This is a genomic window from Pseudogemmobacter sonorensis, from assembly GCF_042762395.1.
Taxonomy (GTDB): domain Bacteria; phylum Pseudomonadota; class Alphaproteobacteria; order Rhodobacterales; family Rhodobacteraceae; genus Pseudogemmobacter; species Pseudogemmobacter sonorensis.
In genome coordinates, this window is sequence record NZ_JBEFZE010000003.1 from 229,061 (window position 1) to 248,133 (window position 19,073).

The 19,073-nt window shown below is 69.1% G+C and carries 15 protein-coding genes and 1 pseudogene; 8 read left to right on the top strand and 8 right to left on the bottom strand.

Annotated features, from left to right (window positions below; all coding sequences use genetic code 11):
- Positions 1-2 precede the first annotated feature (2 nt).
- Positions 3-635 (top strand): uracil phosphoribosyltransferase, encoded by a 633-nt coding sequence (upp, locus tag ABNX41_RS04110; RefSeq protein ID WP_438668449.1) that lies wholly within the window; start codon positions 3-5, stop codon positions 633-635.
- 99 nt (positions 636-734) lie between these two features.
- Complete coding sequence (locus tag ABNX41_RS04115; protein WP_438668450.1) at positions 735-2,075, top strand: SPOR domain-containing protein; 1,341 nt, start codon at positions 735-737, stop codon at positions 2,073-2,075.
- Between the two features lie 123 nt (positions 2,076-2,198).
- Here the strand turns inward: ABNX41_RS04115 and ABNX41_RS04120 are convergent, their stop codons facing one another.
- Complete coding sequence (locus ABNX41_RS04120) at positions 2,199-3,287, bottom strand: hypothetical protein (protein ID WP_438668451.1); 1,089 nt, start codon at positions 3,285-3,287, stop codon at positions 2,199-2,201.
- Between the two features lie 58 nt (positions 3,288-3,345).
- On the bottom strand, positions 3,346-4,965 hold the full coding sequence (locus ABNX41_RS04125; RefSeq protein ID WP_438668452.1) for an AMP-binding protein: 1,620 nt from the start codon (positions 4,963-4,965) through the stop codon (positions 3,346-3,348).
- Positions 4,966-5,057: 92 nt separating this feature from the next.
- On the opposite strand from ABNX41_RS04125, the gene ABNX41_RS04130 reads away from it, so the two are divergent.
- On the top strand, positions 5,058-6,044 hold the full coding sequence (locus tag ABNX41_RS04130) for a DMT family transporter (RefSeq protein ID WP_438668471.1): 987 nt from the start codon (positions 5,058-5,060) through the stop codon (positions 6,042-6,044).
- Here ABNX41_RS04130 and ABNX41_RS04135 read toward each other — a convergent pair.
- Complete coding sequence (locus tag ABNX41_RS04135) at positions 5,999-6,595, bottom strand: thymidine kinase (RefSeq protein ID WP_438668453.1); 597 nt, start codon at positions 6,593-6,595, stop codon at positions 5,999-6,001. The genes ABNX41_RS04130 and ABNX41_RS04135 overlap by 46 nt on opposite strands.
- A 532-nt stretch (positions 6,596-7,127) precedes the next feature.
- Between ABNX41_RS04135 and ABNX41_RS04140 the strand changes: the two genes are divergently transcribed.
- Positions 7,128-7,580 (top strand): hypothetical protein, encoded by a 453-nt coding sequence (locus ABNX41_RS04140; RefSeq protein WP_438668454.1) that lies wholly within the window; start codon positions 7,128-7,130, stop codon positions 7,578-7,580.
- Between the two features lie 65 nt (positions 7,581-7,645).
- On the opposite strand, the gene ABNX41_RS04145 is transcribed toward ABNX41_RS04140, so the two are convergent.
- The 3 genes from ABNX41_RS04145 to carB form a co-directional block, all read right to left on the bottom strand.
- Positions 7,646-9,082: a DEAD/DEAH box helicase gene (locus ABNX41_RS04145; RefSeq protein WP_438668455.1), complete on the bottom strand. Its 1,437-nt coding sequence runs from the start codon at positions 9,080-9,082 to the stop codon at positions 7,646-7,648.
- A 535-nt stretch (positions 9,083-9,617) separates the two neighbouring features.
- A complete protein-coding gene (locus tag ABNX41_RS04150; RefSeq protein WP_438668456.1) occupies positions 9,618-10,121 on the bottom strand; it encodes a PRC-barrel domain-containing protein in 504 nt (167 codons plus the stop codon).
- Positions 10,122-10,315: 194 nt separating this feature from the next.
- Positions 10,316-13,657, bottom strand: coding sequence for a carbamoyl-phosphate synthase large subunit (gene carB, locus ABNX41_RS04155; protein ID WP_438668457.1), 3,342 nt, complete (start codon positions 13,655-13,657; stop codon positions 10,316-10,318).
- Between the two features lie 564 nt (positions 13,658-14,221).
- On the opposite strand from carB, the gene ABNX41_RS04160 reads away from it, so the two are divergent.
- From ABNX41_RS04160 to ABNX41_RS04175, 4 genes are all read left to right on the top strand, one after another.
- Positions 14,222-15,298, top strand: coding sequence for an aminodeoxychorismate synthase component I (locus ABNX41_RS04160; protein WP_438668472.1), 1,077 nt, complete (start codon positions 14,222-14,224; stop codon positions 15,296-15,298).
- The gene (locus ABNX41_RS04165) at positions 15,256-15,912 is read left to right on the top strand and encodes an aminotransferase class IV (protein ID WP_438668458.1); all 657 of its coding nucleotides are present in this window, start codon (positions 15,256-15,258) and stop codon (positions 15,910-15,912) included. The genes ABNX41_RS04160 and ABNX41_RS04165 overlap by 43 nt, the downstream gene beginning before the upstream one ends.
- Before the next feature lie 348 nt (positions 15,913-16,260).
- On the top strand, positions 16,261-17,133 hold the full coding sequence (locus ABNX41_RS04170) for a 50S ribosomal protein L11 methyltransferase (RefSeq protein WP_438668459.1): 873 nt from the start codon (positions 16,261-16,263) through the stop codon (positions 17,131-17,133).
- A 128-nt stretch (positions 17,134-17,261) separates the two neighbouring features.
- Positions 17,262-17,630 (top strand): hypothetical protein, encoded by a 369-nt coding sequence (locus ABNX41_RS04175; RefSeq protein ID WP_438668460.1) that lies wholly within the window; start codon positions 17,262-17,264, stop codon positions 17,628-17,630.
- 177 nt (positions 17,631-17,807) lie between these two features.
- Here ABNX41_RS04175 and ABNX41_RS04180 read toward each other — a convergent pair whose 3' ends face one another.
- Together ABNX41_RS04180 and ABNX41_RS04185 are read right to left on the bottom strand one after the other, a co-directional pair.
- The gene (locus tag ABNX41_RS04180; protein WP_438668473.1) at positions 17,808-18,011 is read right to left on the bottom strand and encodes a DUF1127 domain-containing protein; all 204 of its coding nucleotides are present in this window, start codon (positions 18,009-18,011) and stop codon (positions 17,808-17,810) included.
- 275 nt (positions 18,012-18,286) lie between these two features.
- Positions 18,287-19,073 (bottom strand): annotated as a pseudogene (locus ABNX41_RS04185) (transposase); the annotation flags it as partial.

Consider the following 19,073-nt stretch of genomic DNA (forward strand, 5'->3'; position numbering starts at 1 on the left):
ACTTGCAAGACCATCTGACCGTCGTTTCCCACCCTCTGGTCGCCCACAAGCTGACGATCATGCGCGACAAGGCGACCTCGACCGCTGGCTTTCGCAAGCTCTTGCGCGAGATCAGCCTGCTCCTGGCCTATGAGGTCACGCGCGAACTGCCGATGACCACCCGGCGGATCGAGACGCCGCTGGAGCCGATGGACGCCCCCTCGATCGAGGGCAAGAAGCTTGCGCTGATCTCGATCCTGCGGGCGGGGAACGGGCTGCTGGACGGCATCCTCGAACTGGTTCCGGCGGCGCGGGTCGGCTTCATCGGGCTCTACCGCGACCCCGAGACGCTGCAGCCGGTGCAATATTACTCGAAACTTCCCGATCAACTGGAGGAGCGGATCTCGATCGTGGTCGATCCAATGCTGGCGACCGGCAATTCCAGCGCGGCGGCTGTGACGCTTCTGAAACAGGCCGGCGCACGCAACATCCGCTTCCTGTGCCTGCTGGCCGCCCCCGAGGGCGTGGCGCGGATGCGCGAGGCCCACCCCGACGTGCCCATCGTCACGGCGGCGCTGGACAGCCATCTGGACGGCCACGGTTATATCGTGCCGGGACTAGGGGATGCGGGTGACCGCATGTTCGGCACGAAATAGCGGGTGTTCGGGCGGATTTCGCCGGTTTTGTCGGGGTTTCCCCCTTTGACTTGGCAGCGTTCCTGCTTCACAATCGGGCAAGCTGCTTGGGGGTAGTTCATGTCTGGAAAAGTGTTTTCCGCCGCGATCGTCGCGGCGGCGTTTGCTGCGCTACCCGCGCATGCCGATCTGCGCGGGCCCGCGGAACTGCCGCCGCCGGGCTATAACGGTCAGCAATATGTCGACAGCCGGGGCTGCGTCTTCCTGCGCGCGGGCCTTGGCGGCCAGGTGACATGGGTGCCGCGCGTCTCGCGCGACCGCCAGCAGCTTTGCGGCTATCCGCCCTCGGGCCGCCCGGTCGAGGTGGCCGAGGAGACACCGGCACCCGCGCCCGCGCCCGCCCCGGTGGTCGCCGCCCCGCCGCCCGTCGCGCCCACGGCTGCTCCGGTCCCGGCCGCCCCGGCCCCGAGGGCGGCTTCGGCGCCACCCGCGCCGGTGGTGGTGACGCGCCCGGCCGTGCCCGCCGCCGCGCCCGTGCCCGCCGCCGCACCTGCCGCCCTGCCCTCGGGTGAGGGCTTCCGGCTGGCCTGCCCGGCGGATGCGCCGGTGGCGGAGCGTTTCGACGTCCATGGCGGCGGTAGCAAGATCCTTTGCACCCGGGGCGACGGTTCCGTCGTCGGCTCCAGCCTGCCGTTCATGGTGGCGGGATCGACCGACGGCTATCCGACGGGCTACCGCGCGCATGTCGCCGCCGGGGGGCGCGGGACCGAGGCGGGAGGCAGGATCTCTGGCGCGACGAAATCGGCCAAACATCCCGATCCGGCCCCGCCCGTGGGCTACAAGCAGGCCTGGTCCGACGACCGTCTGAACCCCAACCGGGGCAAGCAGACCGTCGAGGGGTTCCTTGCCATGGATGAGATCTGGACCCGCACCTCGCCCGCCGAACTGCGCAAGGGCAGCACGGTGACGCGCAAGAAGGTGACCGTGGTCGTGCGCCGCGCCGATGGCAGCGCGGTCGAGCGCGACGGCTATGTCGTCACCGATGCCAGCGGCGCCCGCAAGGTCGAGGTGGCGCGCGGCTCGGGCGGCAGCGACCAATGGGTGCTCTCGACCAAGGGCGATCCCACCGCCGAAGTCGCCGCCCCGCCCAAGGCGGCGGCCAAGGCCCCCGCGAAGACTGCGGCAGGCAAGGCGGCGGGCAAGGCCGTGACAGGTAAGGAGACGCCCTCGGGCACGGCGCAGCGGCTGATGGTGCAGGTCGGCACCTTCGGCGTCGCCTCGAATGCCGATGGCGCGGCGGGGCGGCTTCGCGCGCTCGGCCTGCCGGTGGCGCGCGGCAGCGCCAAGGGCGGCAGCCTGCAGGTGATCTATGCCGGGCCCTTCGCCTCGGCCGAGGATGCGCAATCGGCGCTGGCGGCGGCGCGGCGGGCGGGCTTTTCGGATGCGATGATCGTGCGGTGAGGAGGCGTTTCCAGCCCCCGCGACGGGGCAAGGAAAAGGCCGGAGCCCGCGCGGGTTCCGGCCTTCTTCGTTCGGGCGTCCGTCGTGACTGCGATGGCGGGCGGCTGCGATGGCGGGCGCGGTTCAGCCGGGGCAGACGGCCTGCAGCGCGATCCAGTCGTCGTCGGGCAGAAGCGGGCTGGGGATCAGGCCGCGAAACGGATCGGCCTCGGCCAGCGCCGCCGCCTCGGGGCCCAGCCAAGCGGCATAGGGTGAAAGCGGCACCTGCGCGGCCTCGAAGGCGCGGGCCAGGTCGGCGGGGGGAAGGTCGGCGGCTGGCGGCAGGCCGGTGGCACGGGACTGGCGCAACAGCCGCTCGCCATAGCCCGCCAGCGCCGCATCCGGCAACTCGCCCGAGGTCAGAAGCCCGAAACTCGCCCGCAGCCCGGCATGGTCGAGGATGTCGAGCATCGGATCCACGCGTTTCGCCGCCAGCCCCTCGGCCAGCGCGGCGCCCGCCAGCGCGTCGGGGGCGTCCAGCTCGATCAGGCCGCGCGGCAGCAGGATCACGCCCCCGGGCAGATGGGCCGGGCGTGCCAGCCCCTCGGGCAGGATATAGAGGATCGGCGTATCCTCGGGGCCGAAGACCCGCTCGGCCAGGTCGGCCAGCGCGGGCAGGCCCTGTTCGCCGGTGCAGGGCGCGCCGGTCAGCCGGGTCACGTCGTCCAGCGCGCGCATGCCGATCTCGACCCGCTTGGCGGCGGGGACGACCTTGGCGGTCTGCGACACCAGCACCCCCGGCATCACGAAAAGCGCCACGGCAAGGATCGCCGCGACCGTGCCGCCGACGATGGCGCCGCGCAGCCGCCCGGGATGGGGCCGCGCGCGCCGGACCGCCGCCGCGACCAGCCCGAGGGCGTCGATCATGTCGTCGTCCTCGATCTCCAGCGTCTCGGCCGCCTCCAGCCCCGGGGCGAAAAGCGCGGGCCGCGCCCCGGGGTTGAGCCGCATGGTCGCGGGCAGGGACCAATGGCTCAGCACCGCATCCGAGCGCGGGTCGGACAGCAGCAGCGTGGCCTCGCCCATGCGCACCACCACCTCGCGCCGCTGCGACTCGGGGTGGTCGCGCCAGAGCCCGGTGCTTTCCAGCCGCTGATACCGCGCCAGCGCGGTGCCCGAGCCCGCATTGCCGCCTGTCCGTCCGCTTGCGCGTTTCTTTCTGCCCCATTTCATGGCGCGACCTTAGCGCCCCGGGGGCCGCGCCACAACGGGGGGGCGAGAGAGGGTGGGCTCAGATCAGCTTCGCGACCGCGCGCAGCTCGAACTTCTGGATCTTGCCGGTCGAGGTCTTGGGCAGTTCGGAAAAGATCACATGTTTGGGCGTCTTGAACCCCGCAAGCAGGCTGCGGCAATGCTGGATCAGCTCGGGGGCCGAGACCTCGGCCCCGGGTTTCAGCTCGACGAAGGCGCAGGGCACCTCGCCCCATTTGTCGTCGGGCTTGGCGACCACGGCGCAGAGCGAGACCGAGGGATGGCGCATCAGCGCGCCCTCGACCTCGACCGAAGAGACATTCTCGCCGCCCGAGATGATGATGTCCTTGGCGCGGTCGGTGATCTTGAGATAGCCGTCCGGGGTCTGGAAGGCGATGTCGCCCGAGCGGAACCAGCCGTCGCGGAAGGCCTCGGCGGTGGCTTCGGGATTGCGGTAATAGCCCTTCATCACGATATTGCCGCGTATCGCGATCTCGCCCAGATGGGCGCCGTCGCGGGGGATGGGCTGGCCGTGGGGGTCGTGGACGCCGACGCCTTCCACCATGGCCATGGCGATGCCGGTGCGCGCCTTGAGGGCGGCGCGGGCCTCGCCCGTGGCGCCGTTCCAGGTCGGTTGCCACAGGCATTCGGTCGAGGGGCCGTAGGTCTCGGTCAGGCCGTAGACCTGGGTCACGTTGAAGCCGAGCGGCTCGAAGGCGGCCAGGGTCGCGGCGGGCGGCGGCGCGCCCGCGGTGAACACCTCGACCACATGGTCGAAGGCGCGGCGCTCTTCGGCTGCGGCGTTCACGATCATGTTCAGCACGATCGGCGCGCCGCCGAAATGGGTGACGCCCTCGTCGGCGATGGCGTCGTAGATCGCGCGGGCGGTGACCTCGCGGGCGCAGACCAGCGTGCCGCCCATCATCGGCACCAGCCAGGGCTGGCACCAGGCGTTGCAATGGAACAGCGGCACGATGGTCAGCAGCACCGGAAAGCTTTGCATCCGCCAGGCGATCACATTCGCCATGCAGGCCAGATAGGCGCCGCGATGGGAATAGACCACGCCCTTGGGCCGCCCGGTCGTGCCCGAGGTATAGTTGATCGCCAGGCTTTCCCATTCGTCCTGCGGCAGGGTCCAAGCCTCGTCCGGGTCGCCCTGGGCCAGCAGTTCCTCATAGGTCAGGAAATGGCCCGAGGCGGTGAAGCCGTGGTCCACCACCTCGACGATCTGGGGGGCGGGCCCCGTCATCAGCCGGATCGCCGCCTCGGCGAGCGGCAGGAACTGGGTGTCCACCAGCACGATCCGGGCCCCGGCATGGCCGAAGATGTAGCTGACCGTATCGGCGTCCAGCCGGGTGTTTATGGTGTTCAGCACCGCCCCGCAGGCGGGCACGCCGAAATGCGCTTCGGCCTGGGCGGGGATATTGGGCAGAAGCGAGGCCACCACATCCCCGGGCCGGATCCCGCGCCGACGCAGACCCGAGGCCAGTCGGCCGACCCTGTCGCGATATTCGGCATAGCTGGTGCGGGTGGATTTCCACACGATGGCGGTGCGGTCGGCGAAGACCTCGGCCGCGCGGGCCAGATGCGACAGCGGACTCAGGGCGACGTGATTCGCCGCGCATTTCTCCAGACCCGTCTCGTCGGCCAGCCAGCCCATGATCCCAACCCCTCCCTCGAGTGTCGCATTCAGACATGCGGGCCGGACGATAACAGGGAAGAAGGGAAGGGAAAGAAATGACGTAGCGGAACATCATGAGCCCCGAGCGCAGCCTGACCGCCGCCATGCTGATCCTCGGCTATGCGGCGATCATCGGATTCACCGACAATTTCGTGCGCCAGATCGCGGCCGAGGCGGGGCTGTGGCAATTCCATCTGACGCGCACCGCGATGGCGATGGCGCTTCTGGCGCTGGCCGCGCCGCTTCTGGGCCTGTCGCCCCGGCCGAAGCGGCCGGTGGCGGTGGCGGCGCGGTCGTTGATCCATGGCACGGCGATGGTAATCTACTTCGGCGCGCTGGCATTTCTGCCGGTGGCGCTGGTGGCGGCGGGGCTGTTCACGGCGCCGATCTTCGTCCTGCTGATCGGGCGGTTCGTCCTGGGCGAGCCGGTGGGGGCGCTGCGCGCGCTGGCGGTGGCGACCGGCTTTCTGGGCGTTCTGCTGGTGCTGGGGCCGCATGCGCTGTCGGGATCGGGCCTGTCGCTGGCGGCGCTGCTGCCGGTGCTGGCCGGGGGGCTTTACGCCACCGGCCATATCGTCACCCGGCGCTGGTGCGGGGGCGAGCGGCCCGAGACCTTGCTCGCCGGGTTCTTCCTGGCGCTCGGCTTTTTCGGGGCGGTCGGGCTTTGCCTGCTCGCGCTCTGGCCGATGCCGGTGTCTGACGGGGCCGAGGGCTTCGTCCTGCGCGGCTGGGTCCGGCCCTCGGCGGGGTTCCTGGGCTGGACCTTCGTGCAGGCGGCGGGCTCGCTCGTGGGGGTGGGGCTGATGATCCGGGCCTATCAGCTTGCCGATGCGGGCCGGGTTTCGGTGATGGAATACGTCATCCTGCCCGCCTCGGCGTTCTGGACCTGGGCGATCTGGGGCGAGACGCTGGGCTGGACCGCCTGGGCCGGAATGGCACTGATCGCCTGCGCCGGGACGATGATCGCCCTGGGCGGGCGGGCCGCGCCGGGGCGGCCTGGTGATGCCGAATCTCAGGCCGGGTCGGCGGTCCGGTCGCCGACCGCCTCGCGCCAGTGACGGCGGCACAGGCTCTGATAGGTCTCGTTCCCGCCGATCACCACCTGGTCGCCATCGCGCAGCACCTGGCCCTGCGGCCCCTTGCGCACCACCATCGTGGCCTTCTTGCCGCAATGGCAGATCGTGCGCACCTCGCGCATCTCGTCCGCCCAGGCCAGCAGCGCGGCCGAGCCGGGAAAGAGCCGCCCGCGAAAATCCACCCGCAGCCCGTAGCACATCACCGGCACGCCCAGATCGTCCACTGCGCGGGCAAGCTGCCAGACCTGCGCCTCTTCCAGGAACTGGGCCTCGTCGATGAAGACGCAGGCCAGCGGGCCCTGGCGCAGCCGGGCGGCCAGCTTGGCGAAGAGGTCCTCGCCGGGCTCGAACGTATCGGCGGGCTCGCCGATGCCGATGCGCGATCCGATCCGCCCCTCGCCCGCCCGGGTGTCGAGCCGCGCGGTCACCAGCCAGGTCGCCATGCCGCCCTCGCGGTAGTTATGCGCAGCCTGGAGCAGCAGGGTCGATTTCCCCGCATTCATCGTCGAGTAATGGAAATACAGCTTTGCCATGCGCCCGCCCTATCCCCGCCGCCCGCCGCTGGCAATATGGTGGGCGTGGGCGAGGGGGCGCCATCCCGGCGGAGGCGCGCGGGCCCGAGGCTGACGGCGCGTCAGGGGGCCGCAGCCGGGCGGAAACGGCAGGAAACGGGCCGGGCACCTTCCACGCGACACGGACAGCACCGGGCGCCGGTCGATACACCACATTTCCCGGCCCGCGCCGGTCTCCTTGCGGGTTTCCCCTTCGCCGCATCGCCGGAGGCATCAGCGGAATCCGGGCCCCCTCCGGTCCGGGCCGATGCTGGGGACATCGGCCCGGGTCCCGACCGGCCTGCCACGCGATCCATCCGGCGCGCGGCCCACTCGTCAATCGCGCCCCGAAGCATCGAGGAAGCATCGGGACGCAGGCGCTTTATCCATGACAAAGCCTTTCGGCCGGATTAATGGGAAAAGCTGTTCTGTTTCCCCCTTGGGCGCGCGCGAACACCCGCGCGCCCAAGGGGGAACACGCGGGCGCGGCCCGTTGGTTTGTGTGGAGAAAGCCATGAAGGCTGCAAGTTACCTGAAGAAACATACCGAGGCCCTGGTGAAGGATGTGGGCATCGAGGCCGCCTGTGCCCTGACCGGAAAGTCCAAGGCGACGCTGGGGCGCTATTATTCCGACAGCGACGAACATGACGACCGTTTCATGCCGGTGGATGTGGTGGCGCGGCTGGAATCGGCGGCGCGGGTGCCGCATGTCACCATGGCGCTGGCCGATCTGCGCGGCATCACGCTGAGCTATGACGCCGACCGCGCCGATCCGCCCTCGACCGGGGTCAACCAGGATGTGGTCGCGCTGGCGCAACGCTTCGCCCAGTTGATGAGCGAATACAATTCCGCCATCGCCGACGGCCGGATCAGCGTCAACGAATCGAAGCGTCTGCTGCGCGAGACCATCGCGATCCAGCAGGTTCTGCTGCAGATGAAGCTCAATCTGGAAGACGAGGTGAGCTGAGAGCCTCTCCGCAAGCGCGCGCCGGGCGATTTCCGCCCGGGCGCCGAGAGGGGCTTCGAGGGGGCTTAGCGCGGCCTCGGCCCGGTCGGCCTTTGACCTCCTGGCCTTTGGCCGCCCGGTGTCTGGCCGCCCGGTTTCTGGCCGCCGGTCCGCCGGGGCGCCTGCGCGCCGCCGCGCGGCGCGTTGGGATTGCCTCCGCCGGGGGCGGCCTGGCTTCCGCCGGGTTTCGCCGCTGCCTTGGAGCCAGAGGCCTTGGACCCGGGGCGCGCGCCGCCCCCGCCCTGGCCACCGCCGCGCGGACCGGAGCGGCCCTGACCCGGCTTGGCGCCCGACCTCTGGCCCGGCTTTGGCGCGCTGGCGATCACATCCGCCGCCCAGGGCGCGCCGCCGATCACCGGCAGCGGCTTTTTCAGGATCTTCTCGATCGCCTGCAATTCGCCCATCTCGGCAGGGGCGCAGAAGCTGATCGAAGAGCCCTCGGCCCCCGCCCGCGCGGTGCGGCCGATGCGGTGGACGTAGTTCTCGGGCACATTGGGCATGTCGTAGTTGTAGACATGACGCACCGTGGGAATGTCGATCCCGCGCGCGGCGACATCGGTCGCGACCAGAACGTCGAGCCCGCCCGACTTGAACTCGGTCAGGATGCGGTCGCGCTGGTTCTGGCTGCGGTTGCCGTGGATCGCTCCGACCTGGAAACCCCATTGCGCCAGCACCTTGGCCAGCTTGTCGGCGCCGTGCTTGGTGCGGGTGAAGGCCAGCGCCTGTTCGCCGGGATGTTTCTTGAGATATTCCTCAAGCAACCGGGCCTTGTCGCCGTTCGGGATGTAATGAACGCCCTGGGTGACCTTCTCGGCCGGTTTCCCGGGGGGCGCGACCTGCACCTTGACGGGATCGCGCAGATAGGTGGCGGCGATCTCGTCGATATCCTTCGGCATGGTGGCCGAGAACATCAGCGTCTGGCGGCGGACGGGGATATGCTTGGCGATCCGGCGCAGGGCATGGATGAAGCCCATGTCCAGCATGTGATCGGCCTCGTCCAGCACCAGATAGCCGCATTTCTCAAGGCTGACGTCGCCGCGCTCGATCAGGTCGATCAGGCGCCCGGGCGTCGCCACCAGCACATCGGCGCCGCGCACCAGCGCCTGCGCCTGCCGGTTGACCGAGGCCCCGCCCACCACCATCACGATCTTGACGGCGGTGCCCTGGGTGAAGGTCAGGAAATTGTCGCGGATCTGGGTGGCCAGTTCGCGCGTGGGGACAAGGATCAGCGCGCGGATGTTCTTCGGCCCCGGCGGATGGCCGATGTCGAGGATCCGGTGCAGCAGCGGCAGGCCGAAGGCGGCGGTCTTGCCGGTGCCGGTCTGGGCCAGCCCCATCAGGTCGCGCCCGGCCATGATCGGCGGGATCGACTGGGCCTGGATCGGCGTCGGCGTCTTGAGGCTGGTCGTTTCCAGTGCTTTCAGGATCTTGGGCGAGAGGCCAAGGGCGTCGAAGGTGGTCATGCGTTTTCCGGGAAGAAGGGAGAGGCGCGCCCGGCAAGAAGCCACCTCGATTGCCACCGGGGATGCGCAGGAAATGCACCGGAAGTCAACCGTCCAGCAGGGGCGGGGGCCGGAACCGGCCGTCCGGGGCCTTGAGGGACGGGGTTTTCGAACGAGGTGGCCTTGAGGGGGCTTGAGGGTTGGGCTCATTGACGCGCGGGGTCTTTGAGGCCGAATGGGCCTTTGAGGTGCGGGGGCGTTGACGGAGGCGAAGCGTCCCGGGGGGCGGCCACGGGCCTGGCAAGTTCGAGCGGTCGGGATCTGGTGGACGCTCTCGCGGTCACAGCCACGGCCACAGCGGCGAGGCCGGTCCTGGTCGGTGCGCTATCCATGCAAGGACATTTCCCGAGGCGTTCGAACCGCCCAGCGAACCCGGACTTAACCGATCAGCGCGACCCGGAGCGCATTGCCCCGGGTCGCCATGCCTTGCCTTCCGGGCCAGATCGCCCGGACAGTTTACGCGGCCAGCTCAACTTACGCGGTCAGCTCAACCGGCTCAGTTCATCGGCGGCACATATTCCGGCATCGCCTTCAGCGTATCCTCGTCAAGCGAGGTCGCCGCGACCAGCCCGTTGCCATCCGCCTCGCGGAACACGGCAAGGCTCTCGGTGCCGAGGCTCACGGTATGGGTGCCGATCCCCAGGAAGCCGCCGATATCGACGACCAGCCCGCTCAGGCTGTCATCGGCGCCAAGCTCGATATCCGAGACGCTGCCGAGGCTGGCGCCGGTGGCGTCGTAAAGCGTCGCGCCGATCAGGTCGGTCGCGGTGATCATGGTCAGGTCGGTGACGGCGACATAGCCCTCGGGCGGGGCAAGCCCCACGGGCGCGGCCGCGATATCCGGCGTGGCGCCGGGCAGGGTCTCGGGTTCAAGCGCGGGGGCGGTCTCGATGCCGGGCTGGGTGTCGACCGGGGGCACCACCGTGCTGTCCTGCGCGAAGGCCGGAGCGGTGAGCATCATCGCGGAGGCAAGGGCGGCGATAGGGGTGATCCGTTTCATCTGGGTCTTCCTTCTCTGTTCGTTGACTTGCGTCCATCGGACAGGGAGGGAACGCGCGGCCCGGGGGCCGGATCCCCGCCGGGCGAGGCGGCCGGGCGGGGCGGCGGGGATCGGCCGATCCGCCGGGGGCCAGGCAGGCGAAAACCCGCCCTTTCGGGGCGGGTTCCACGGTCGGGCCCGATTTTCAGGCCGGATCAGCCCTGCAGCGTTCTGACGCCATAGCCCTCGCCCCGGGCCTGCATCGCGGCGACGGCGGCCACGCTGGCGGCGGCGGTGGTGAAATAGGGGATCTTGTCCATCAGCGCCACACGGCGGATGTCGCGGCTGTCCGAGATCGATTGCGCGCCCTCGGTCGTGTTCATCACCAACGCGATATCGCCGTTCTTCAGCCGATCGACGATATTCGGGCGGCCCTCATAGACCTTGGAGACCGATTCCGCCTGCACCCCGTTCTGCCCGAGCCAGGCGGCGGTGCCCCGCGTCGCCACGATCGAAAAGCCCATGGCGGTCAGGTCCCGCGCGGCCAGGGCCAGCGCCGCGGTCTTGTCGCTGTCCTTGACGGAAAGGAACACGCGGCCCTGTTCGGGCAGGGTCATGCCCGCGCCCATCTGCGCCTTGAGGAAGGCCAGCGCGAAGTTGCGGTCCCAGCCCATCACCTCGCCGGTCGAGCGCATCTCTGGCCCGAGCAGCGGATCGACGCCGGGGAAGCGCGCGAAGGGAAGCACCGCCTCCTTGACCGAGAACCAGGGCGTGATCGGATCGGCCAGCGTCAGCGGATCGGCCAGCGGCAGGTCGGTGTCGGGGCCGACGCCCTGGGCATAGGGCGGGCGCAGCGGGAAGGCGGCAAGCTTCTCGCCCGCCATCAGCCGCGCCGCGATCGAGGCGATTGCGCTGTCGGTGGCCTTGGCCACGAAGGGCACGGTGCGCGAGGCGCGCGGGTTCACCTCAAGCACATAGATCACGCCGTCCTTGATCGCGAATTGCACGTTCATCAGGCCGACGACATGCAGCGCGCGCGCCATCAGCACGGTCTGGCGCTTCAGCTCCTCGACGGTATCGGCCGAAAGCTGGTGCGGCGGCAGGCAGCAGGCGCTGTCGCCGGAATGGACGCCCGCCTCCTCGATATGTTCCATGATTCCCGCGACATGGACATCCTCGCCGTCGCAAAGCGCATCGACATCCACCTCGACCGCGCCGGACAGATAGCTGTCGAGCAGCACCGGCGACGAACCCGAGACCTGGACCGCGGTGGCGATATAGCGGTCAAGCTGGGCGTCGTCGCGCACGATTTCCATCGCGCGGCCGCCAAGCACGTAAGAGGGGCGGATCACCAGCGGATAGCCCACGCGGGCGGCGATCTGGAACGCCTCTTCGCGCGAATGGGCGATGCCGTTGACCGGCTGTTTCAGCCCCAGTTCCTGCAGCAGGGCCTGGAACCGCTCGCGGTCCTCGGCCAGGTCGATGGCATCGGGGGTGGTGCCCAGGATCGGGATACCCTCGTCCTTCAGCGCCTGCGCCAGCTTCAGCGGCGTCTGGCCGCCGAACTGCACGATCACGCCGTGAAGGGTGCCGTTCTCCTGCTCGACCCGCAGGATCTCCAGCACATGTTCCAGCGTGAGCGGCTCGAAATAAAGCCGGTCCGAGGTGTCGTAATCGGTCGAGACCGTCTCGGGGTTGCAATTGACCATGATGGTCTCGTAGCCCGCCTCGGTCAGCGCGAAACAGGCATGGCAGCAGCAATAGTCGAATTCGATGCCCTGGCCGATCCGGTTCGGCCCGCCGCCCAGGATCACCACCTTCTTCGCGCCCGTGGGTCTGCTCTCGCATTCCACATCCCCCATCGCGGGGGCCTCGTAGGTGGAATACATATAGGGGGTCTGGGCCTCGAATTCGGCGGCGCAGGTGTCGATGCGCTTGAAGACGGCGGTGACGCCGAGGTTCTTGCGCGCGCGCCGCACCTGGGCCTCGTCGCGCCCGGTCAGCCGGGCCAGCCGGGCATCGGTGAAGCCCATCATCTTGAGGTGTCGCAGTCCCTCGGCGGTCAGGGGCAGGCCTGCGCGGCGGATCTCGGCCTCGGTCTCGACGATCTCGCGGATGCGGGCCAGGAACCAGGGGTCGAAGGCGGTGATCGCCTGGATCTGGTCGTCGGACAGCCCGTGGCGCATCGCCTGGGCGATCACCCGCAGCCGGTCGGGCGTGGCCAGGCTGAGCGCCTTGGAGATCGCCGCCACATCCGGCGCGCCGGTGGTCGAGACGCCGGGGATCTCGATCTCGTCGAAGCCCGAGAGCCCGGTCTCCATCGAGGCCAGCGCCTTTTGCAGCGATTCGTGGATGGTGCGGCCGATGGCCATGGCCTCGCCCACCGATTTCATCGCCGTGGTCAGGAAGGGCTCGGAGCCGGGGAATTTCTCGAAGGCGAAACGCGGGATCTTGGTCACGACATAGTCGATCGAGGGCTCGAAGGAGGCGGGCGTGACCTTGGTGATGTCGTTGTCCAGCTCGTCCAGCGTATAGCCGACGGCAAGCTTCGCCGCGATCTTGGCAATCGGGAAGCCCGTGGCTTTCGAGGCCAGCGCCGAGGAACGCGAGACGCGCGGGTTCATCTCGATCACCACCATGCGGCCGTCCTTGGGGTTGATCGCCCATTGCACGTTCGAGCCGCCGGTCTCGACCCCGATCTCGCGCAGCACGGCGATGGAGCCGTTGCGCATGATCTGGTATTCCTTGTCCGTGAGCGTCAGCGCGGGCGCCACGGTGATCGAATCGCCGGTATGGACGCCCATCGGGTCGATGTTCTCGATGGAGCAGACGATGATGGCATTGTCCGCCTTGTCGCGGACGACCTCCATCTCGTATTCCTTCCAGCCGAGCAGCGATTCATCGACCAGGACCTGGGCGACGGGGCTGGCCTCAAGCCCGGATTTCACGATGGCCTCGTAATCGTCGCGGTTGTAGGCGACGCCGCCGCCGGTGCCGCCAAGGGTGAAGGCGGGGCGGATGATCGCGGGCAGGCCGATATGTTCCAGATCGCGCATGGCCTGGGCGATGCCCGCCGCGATGTCGTAGCGGCCATTGACCTTGGGTGCGGCGACGATGGTGGCCTTGGGGTTCTCCAGCCCGATCCGGTCCATCGCCTCGCGGAACAACTTGCGATCTTCTGCCATTTCGATGGCTTCGCGCTTGGCGCCGATCAGTTCCACCTTGAACTTTTCCAACACGCCCATGTCGGCAAGCGCCAGGGCGGTGTTCAGCCCGGTCTGCCCGCCCATGGTGGGCAGGATGGCGTCGGGACGTTCCTTCTCGATGATCTTGGCGACCACCTCGGGGGTGATCGGCTCGATATAGGTGGCATCGGCGAGGCCCGGGTCGGTCATGATCGTCGCCGGGTTCGAGTTCACCAGGATGACGCGGTAGCCTTCCTCGCGCAAAGCCTTGCAGGCCTGGGCGCCGGAATAGTCGAACTCGCAGGCCTGGCCGATGACGATGGGACCTGCGCCGATGATCATGATCGAGTGGATGTCTGTCCGCTTCGGCATGTCGGGCTCCCCATGGCTGTCGGCAAATCGTCGCGGGTTATAGTCCGGGTGCCGGGGGGCGCAAGGGGCAAACGGGTCTGCGGCGGATGGATGGAGGAGGGCCGGGCGGGGGCAGGGCGATCCGTCCGACCTCGGGCCGTCTGCATCGCGGGCGCTCCGTTCTCCGCCCCCCCCCTGTCCGGCCTGCCCCCCCGGGCGGGTGGCGGGGGGGGATGCGCGCCCGCCGGGGGCGCGGCGTCGCGTCTTCCGTGCCGTCCGGGCGCTTCCCGCGTCGTTCCGGGGCTGGCGCGGCGGCGGAGATCGGCCTAATGGCGGAACATGTGCAAGGATCCTTTGCCCGCCGGTCTTTCCCGCCCCGATCCGTCCGACCGGCGGATCGTGCTGGTCGAGCATGGTCCGGGGCCCCAGACGCTGGATGCCGAGACGCCGGATGCCGAGACGCCGGGTTTGCGACAGCGGGGCCCCGGCGGGCAGGGTTCCGGGGCACAGCCCCTTGGTGCGCCGGAGCGGAGGGATTCGCCCCCCGCCTCGCGGCCCGCGCTGTTCCGCGCCCCGCATGAGGTGATCCGCGCCTCCCGCCCGGAGGAGGTCGTTCCGGCGCTGCACCGTGCCGAGGCCGCGCGCCGCGCCGGGGCCTGGATCGCGGGCCATGTCGCCTATGAGGCGGGCCATGCGCTGGAGCCGAGGCTCGCCCCCCTGGCGCGGGCGGGCGGGCGGCAGCCGCTCCTCGCGCTCGGGGTCTTCGACGGGCCGCAGGACGCGGGCGAGACGCTTGCCCGGATGGCCGAGGCCGGGCGCGCGACCCGGATGACCGCGCCCCGGCCCCGGATCAGCCGCGCCGCCTATGGCCGGGCGATCCGGCGGGTGCTGGACTACATCGCGGCGGGCGATTGCTATCAGGTCAACCTGACCTTTCCGATGCGGGCGCGGCTGGTCTCGGGCGATGCCTTCGGCCTTTACGGCGCGCTGCGCCGCAGCGGGGCGGTCGGCCATGGCGCCTATGTCGATCTGGGGGTGGGGCCGGTGGTGGTCTCGCGCTCGCCAGAACTGTTCTTCCGGCTCGACGCGGCCGGGCGGATCGAGACCCGGCCGATGAAGGGCACCCGCCCGCGCGACGCCGATCCCGTCCGCGACGCGGCGATCGCGGCCGGGCTTGCCGCCGACCCCAAGGACCGGGCCGAGAACCTGATGATCGTCGATCTTCTGCGCAACGACATCGCGCGGATCTCGCGGCCCGGAAGCGTGCGGGTACCCTCGCTTTTCGCGGTCGAGCGGTATTCGACGGTGCATCAGATGGTCTCGACGGTCGAGGGGCGGCTGGCCGCCCCCGCCACGCTGCCCGCGCTGGTCGAGGCGCTGTTTCCCTGCGGATCGGTCACCGGCGCGCCCAAGATCCGGGCGATGGAGATCATCCGCGAGGTCGAGCCCTTCGCGCGCGGGGTCTACTGCGGGGCGGTCGGCTGGATGGCGCCGGACGGGCGGGCGGATTTCTCGGTCGCGATCCGCACGCTTAGTCTTCGGGGTGGGCGGATCGAGATGAATGTCGGCGGCGGCATCGTGCAGGATTCGACGGAAGAGGGCGAATGGGAGGAGGCGGCATGGAAAGCGCGCTTCGTGAAGGCGGCCGTGATCCGGGACTGACCCTGATCGAGACGGTGCTCTGGGACGGCCGCGCCGCGCCGCGCTGGCCCCTGCATCTGGCGCGCCTTGGGCGCAGCGCGGCCCTTCTGGGCTGGACCCTGCCCGATGTGCCCCCCGTGCCGGAACCCCCGGCTCCGGCACGGTTGCGCCTGACCATGGGTCAGGCGCCCGGCGGGGGCCGCTGGCAGGTCTTCGACCTGCCAGCGGCCCCCGCAACTCCCTGGAAACTGGGGCTGGCGGCGGCGCGCCTGCATTCGGCCGACCCCTGGCTGAGGGTCAAGAGCAGCCGCCGCGCCCTGCATGACGCGGCGCGCGCCGCGCTCGGCCCCGGGCTGGACGAGGCGATCTTCCTCAACGAACGGGGCGAGGTCTGCGAGGGCACGATCACCAACCTTTTCTTCGACCGGGGCGCGGGGATGCGGACGCCGCCGCTGTCTTGCGGGGCGCTGCCGGGTGTGCTGCGCGCCGAACTCGGCTGTCCTGAGGAGGTGCTTTTGGCCGAGGACCTGCCGAAGGTGCGGCTCTGGGTCGGCAATGCCCTGCGCGGGTTGATCCCGGCGCGGATGGCGGCGGAGGGTGACGGGCCGGGGCGGCCGAGGGGCGGAGCGGCTTGACCCGCCGGGGGACGGGGGCTAAGGCCGCAGCAACTCTGGCTGCGGGGCCGGGATTGGGGCCGGGATTGGCGGGCCGGAACGGGCTGGGGAAGATTGCCGACGGGGCGCAGGCGAAGCGCCCTGCCGCCTGCGCCCAGGCCTCGCCCGGTTTCGGCGGGCCAGGATCCCTCCGGCCCCGGATCGACCATGCGCTCCGGGTCGGCCCGCCGCCCGCCCGGCCCCGGATCACGGAGGCCCGGGTCCTGCTGAACCCGGGCCATCCCGGAGCCCGAACCCGCCCGTCCCCCCCTCGGGGGGCGCGCCCAGATCGCCTGCCGCCCCAACAGCCCGCCGCCAAGGATCACGTCCATGCCCACCTATACCGCCCTGACCACCCTGACCGGCGAAGGCCCGGCGCGCGCCCTTGGTGAGGCGCTGGAGCGCATCGAGCCCGAGCCCTACGGCATCGGCGTCTTCGAGGTCGAGGACGGCTCCGGCCTGTGGGAGGTGGGCGCCTATTTCACCGATCCGCCCGACGGGATCGCGCTTGAAATCCTTGCCACCGCCTTCGGGGCGAAAAGCTTCCTCGTCTCGGAGCTGCCCGAGGTGGATTGGGTCGCCAAGGTCCAGCGCGAATTGCACCCCGTCGATGCCGGGCGCTTCTTCGTCTATGGCAGCCACGATGCCGACAAGCTGCCCGAGGGCCGGGTCGGCCTGCAGATCGAGGCCACCATGGCCTTCGGCACCGGCCATCACGGCACCACCCTGGGTTGCCTTCTGGCCTTCGACCGGCTGTTCTCCGAAGGCTTCCGCCCGGCGAAAGTGGCCGATATTGGCGCGGGCACGGCGGTTCTGGCCATGGCGGCGGCCAAGATGCTGCCCGAGGCCCTGGTCATCGCCAGCGACATCGACCCGGTGGCGGTCGAGGTGGCGCGGGCCAATCTGGCGATCAACGGGCTGGAGGGCCGGGTGGAATGCCTGGAGGCCGCCGGTTTCGACCACCGCCGCCTTGCCGCCGCCGCGCCCTACGACCTGGTGTTCGCCAATATCCTCAAGGGCCCGCTGGTCGAGCTTGCCCCGGACATGGCGGCGCATGTGATTCGCGGCGGGCGGATCATCCTGTCGGGCCTTCTGGTGGTCCAGGCCAAGGCGATCATCGAAACCTATCTGGCCCGGGGCTTCCGTCTTCTGGATCGAAACGATCTGGGCGAATGGTCGGCATTGATTCTTGAGCGTGAATAACCCGTTGTCTTGAAAATGAAAATCAAAACACCTTTAGTTTCGCTTGGGCGTTTTGCCCCAAAAACGCCACAATCTCACCGCATCAATTCCTCATCGGGCGGGGGCCGACAATTTTAACGGTGAGCGAGATGTGGGCCGACCCGAATCTCAAGCAATTCCAGGGCCGCCTCAAGCGGATCGAGAAGGCCCATGGCAAGGGTTACGGTTTCGAGGCCAGGGGCACCCTTGGCCGTTCCTCCACCTATCGGCGCGAGCGTTCGCTGGGTCGGATCCTGCGGGGGGGAATCGTGGTCCTTGCCATCGGTTTCACGCTGAAGGGCGCGATCCATTTCCATGTCGGCGAGGAGGCCTACCAGAGCCGCGTCGCCGAGATGGAGGCCGGAACCGGCGTCGATCCCTTCGCCGCGCGGCTGATGTCGGCCGATCCGCTGACCCGGCTGATCTCGGCCTTCCTGAAAGAGGTCTTCCCGCCGAAGGTCGGGCCCGCGCGGTCCTGACCCGCGCCTGGCTGAAGTTTTCCTCCGCAATGCTCCTGGCCGCCGCATCCGTGGCGGCCTTTTGCCGTGGCGCCGGAGGCCCGGAAATGAGAAAGACCGCCGATGCGGCAATCGCACGGGCGGTCTTTTCAAGTCGAACTGGCGGTTCGGGCGACCTTGCGGTCCTTGAGCGCGTTCTTAGCGCCCCAGCATCTCGATGTCACCGCGGCACAGCCCGATATCGTCCAGCTCGCGATCCGAGAGCTTGGACAGGGCATTGCGGGTGATGCGCGCATCGTTCCAGGACTTCAGCTTCGCGAAGGCGAGCGAGAAGAGGTTGATGACGCGATACGTCGTGATGGCGCCGAACGGTGCCGGGCGGCTCGTTTCGATGGCGGCCATTGCGGTATTCCTTTTCATAAACTGCTTACAGACTGGGCGTTTCCCGTCTTGATAAGCCAGATAATCCAGCCGAATGAGAACGGCAACCCTGGCGCGGGCAAAGCCGATCTGCAAATGCTGCATGACGGAATTCATGCTTTCGACATGTTTTCCCTCATGTCCCGCCGAATGGGTCAGGATATGTCGGCAACCGGCTGAAGGTTTGTGGAAACATTCGGCTAGCGGCGCGCGTGGTTTTCGTGGTTTGCCAGCGCCGCAGATCCGCATCGACCATGTCAGCTGGCGATTTCGGCTATGAGACGTCGGATGCCGATCAGGGAGATGGTCCGTTTGATATTATAGGCGAGGACGTTAAGCGCCATTTCCGTCCTGACGTTCGGCAGGCGCCGTGTCAGGAAGTGCGTTGCGCCCCTCCAGCCCTTTATCGTGCCGGATGGATGCTCGGCCGTGCAGCGTCGGCGCGTCATCGGATCCGGGTCGCGGCCAAGCCGATCAAGCATGTCATCGACCAGATGCTCGTGCTCCCAGCGTGTGATCCGCCGTTCGGTCCCCGTCGTGCAGCGGTGCCGCAGGACACAGGTCTGGCAATTGTTGATCCAGTAGCGCCGGACCTGAACACCGCGCTCTTCGCGGGTAAAGCGATAGGTGAGCTCATCGCCCGGAGGTCAGATATAGACATCGCGCTCAGCGTCATATCGGAAGTCGGCCTTCACGAACCAGCCTTTGACACCGTTTCCGCAAGTGGCCGGGCGCGGCACGGTCGCGGTGATCCCGGCCTCGTGGCAAGCGAGGATCTGAGGGCCGCTGAAGTAGTCCTTGTCGGCAACGGCATGGAGGTCGTCACAGCCGAGCGCGGCCTGGGCCGCCAGCGCTGTCGGGGCCAGTTGATCGCGATCGAAGACTGCATTGGTCGCGTCATGGGCAACGATCAGATGGGTCTCTGTATCGACGGCGCTCTGGACGTTGTGGCCGACCATGCCGCTGTTGCGGGCGCGCGTCGCCATGGCGCGCGCATCCGGATCGGTCAGCGAGATCGGGCCATCCGGCGCTTCTGTCAGTGCA

Coding starts and splice junctions, on each gene's coding strand:
- ABNX41_RS04175 (WP_438668460.1), top strand. CDS start 17,262: ATGTGGGCCGACCCGAATCTCAAGCAATTCCAGGGCCGCCTCAAGCGG.
- ABNX41_RS04120 (WP_438668451.1), bottom strand. CDS start 3,287: ATGAAATGGGGCAGAAAGAAACGCGCAAGCGGACGGACAGGCGGCAAT.
- ABNX41_RS04140 (WP_438668454.1), top strand. CDS start 7,128: ATGAAGGCTGCAAGTTACCTGAAGAAACATACCGAGGCCCTGGTGAAG.
- ABNX41_RS04145 (WP_438668455.1), bottom strand. CDS start 9,082: ATGACCACCTTCGACGCCCTTGGCCTCTCGCCCAAGATCCTGAAAGCA.
- ABNX41_RS04180 (WP_438668473.1), bottom strand. CDS start 18,011: ATGGCCGCCATCGAAACGAGCCGCCCGGCACCGTTCGGCGCCATCACG.
- ABNX41_RS04135 (WP_438668453.1), bottom strand. CDS start 6,595: ATGGCAAAGCTGTATTTCCATTACTCGACGATGAATGCGGGGAAATCG.
- ABNX41_RS04115 (WP_438668450.1), top strand. CDS start 735: ATGTCTGGAAAAGTGTTTTCCGCCGCGATCGTCGCGGCGGCGTTTGCT.
- ABNX41_RS04150 (WP_438668456.1), bottom strand. CDS start 10,121: ATGAAACGGATCACCCCTATCGCCGCCCTTGCCTCCGCGATGATGCTC.
- ABNX41_RS04165 (WP_438668458.1), top strand. CDS start 15,256: ATGGAAAGCGCGCTTCGTGAAGGCGGCCGTGATCCGGGACTGACCCTG.
- ABNX41_RS04125 (WP_438668452.1), bottom strand. CDS start 4,965: ATGGGCTGGCTGGCCGACGAGACGGGTCTGGAGAAATGCGCGGCGAAT.
- ABNX41_RS04170 (WP_438668459.1), top strand. CDS start 16,261: ATGCCCACCTATACCGCCCTGACCACCCTGACCGGCGAAGGCCCGGCG.
- carB (WP_438668457.1), bottom strand. CDS start 13,657: ATGCCGAAGCGGACAGACATCCACTCGATCATGATCATCGGCGCAGGT.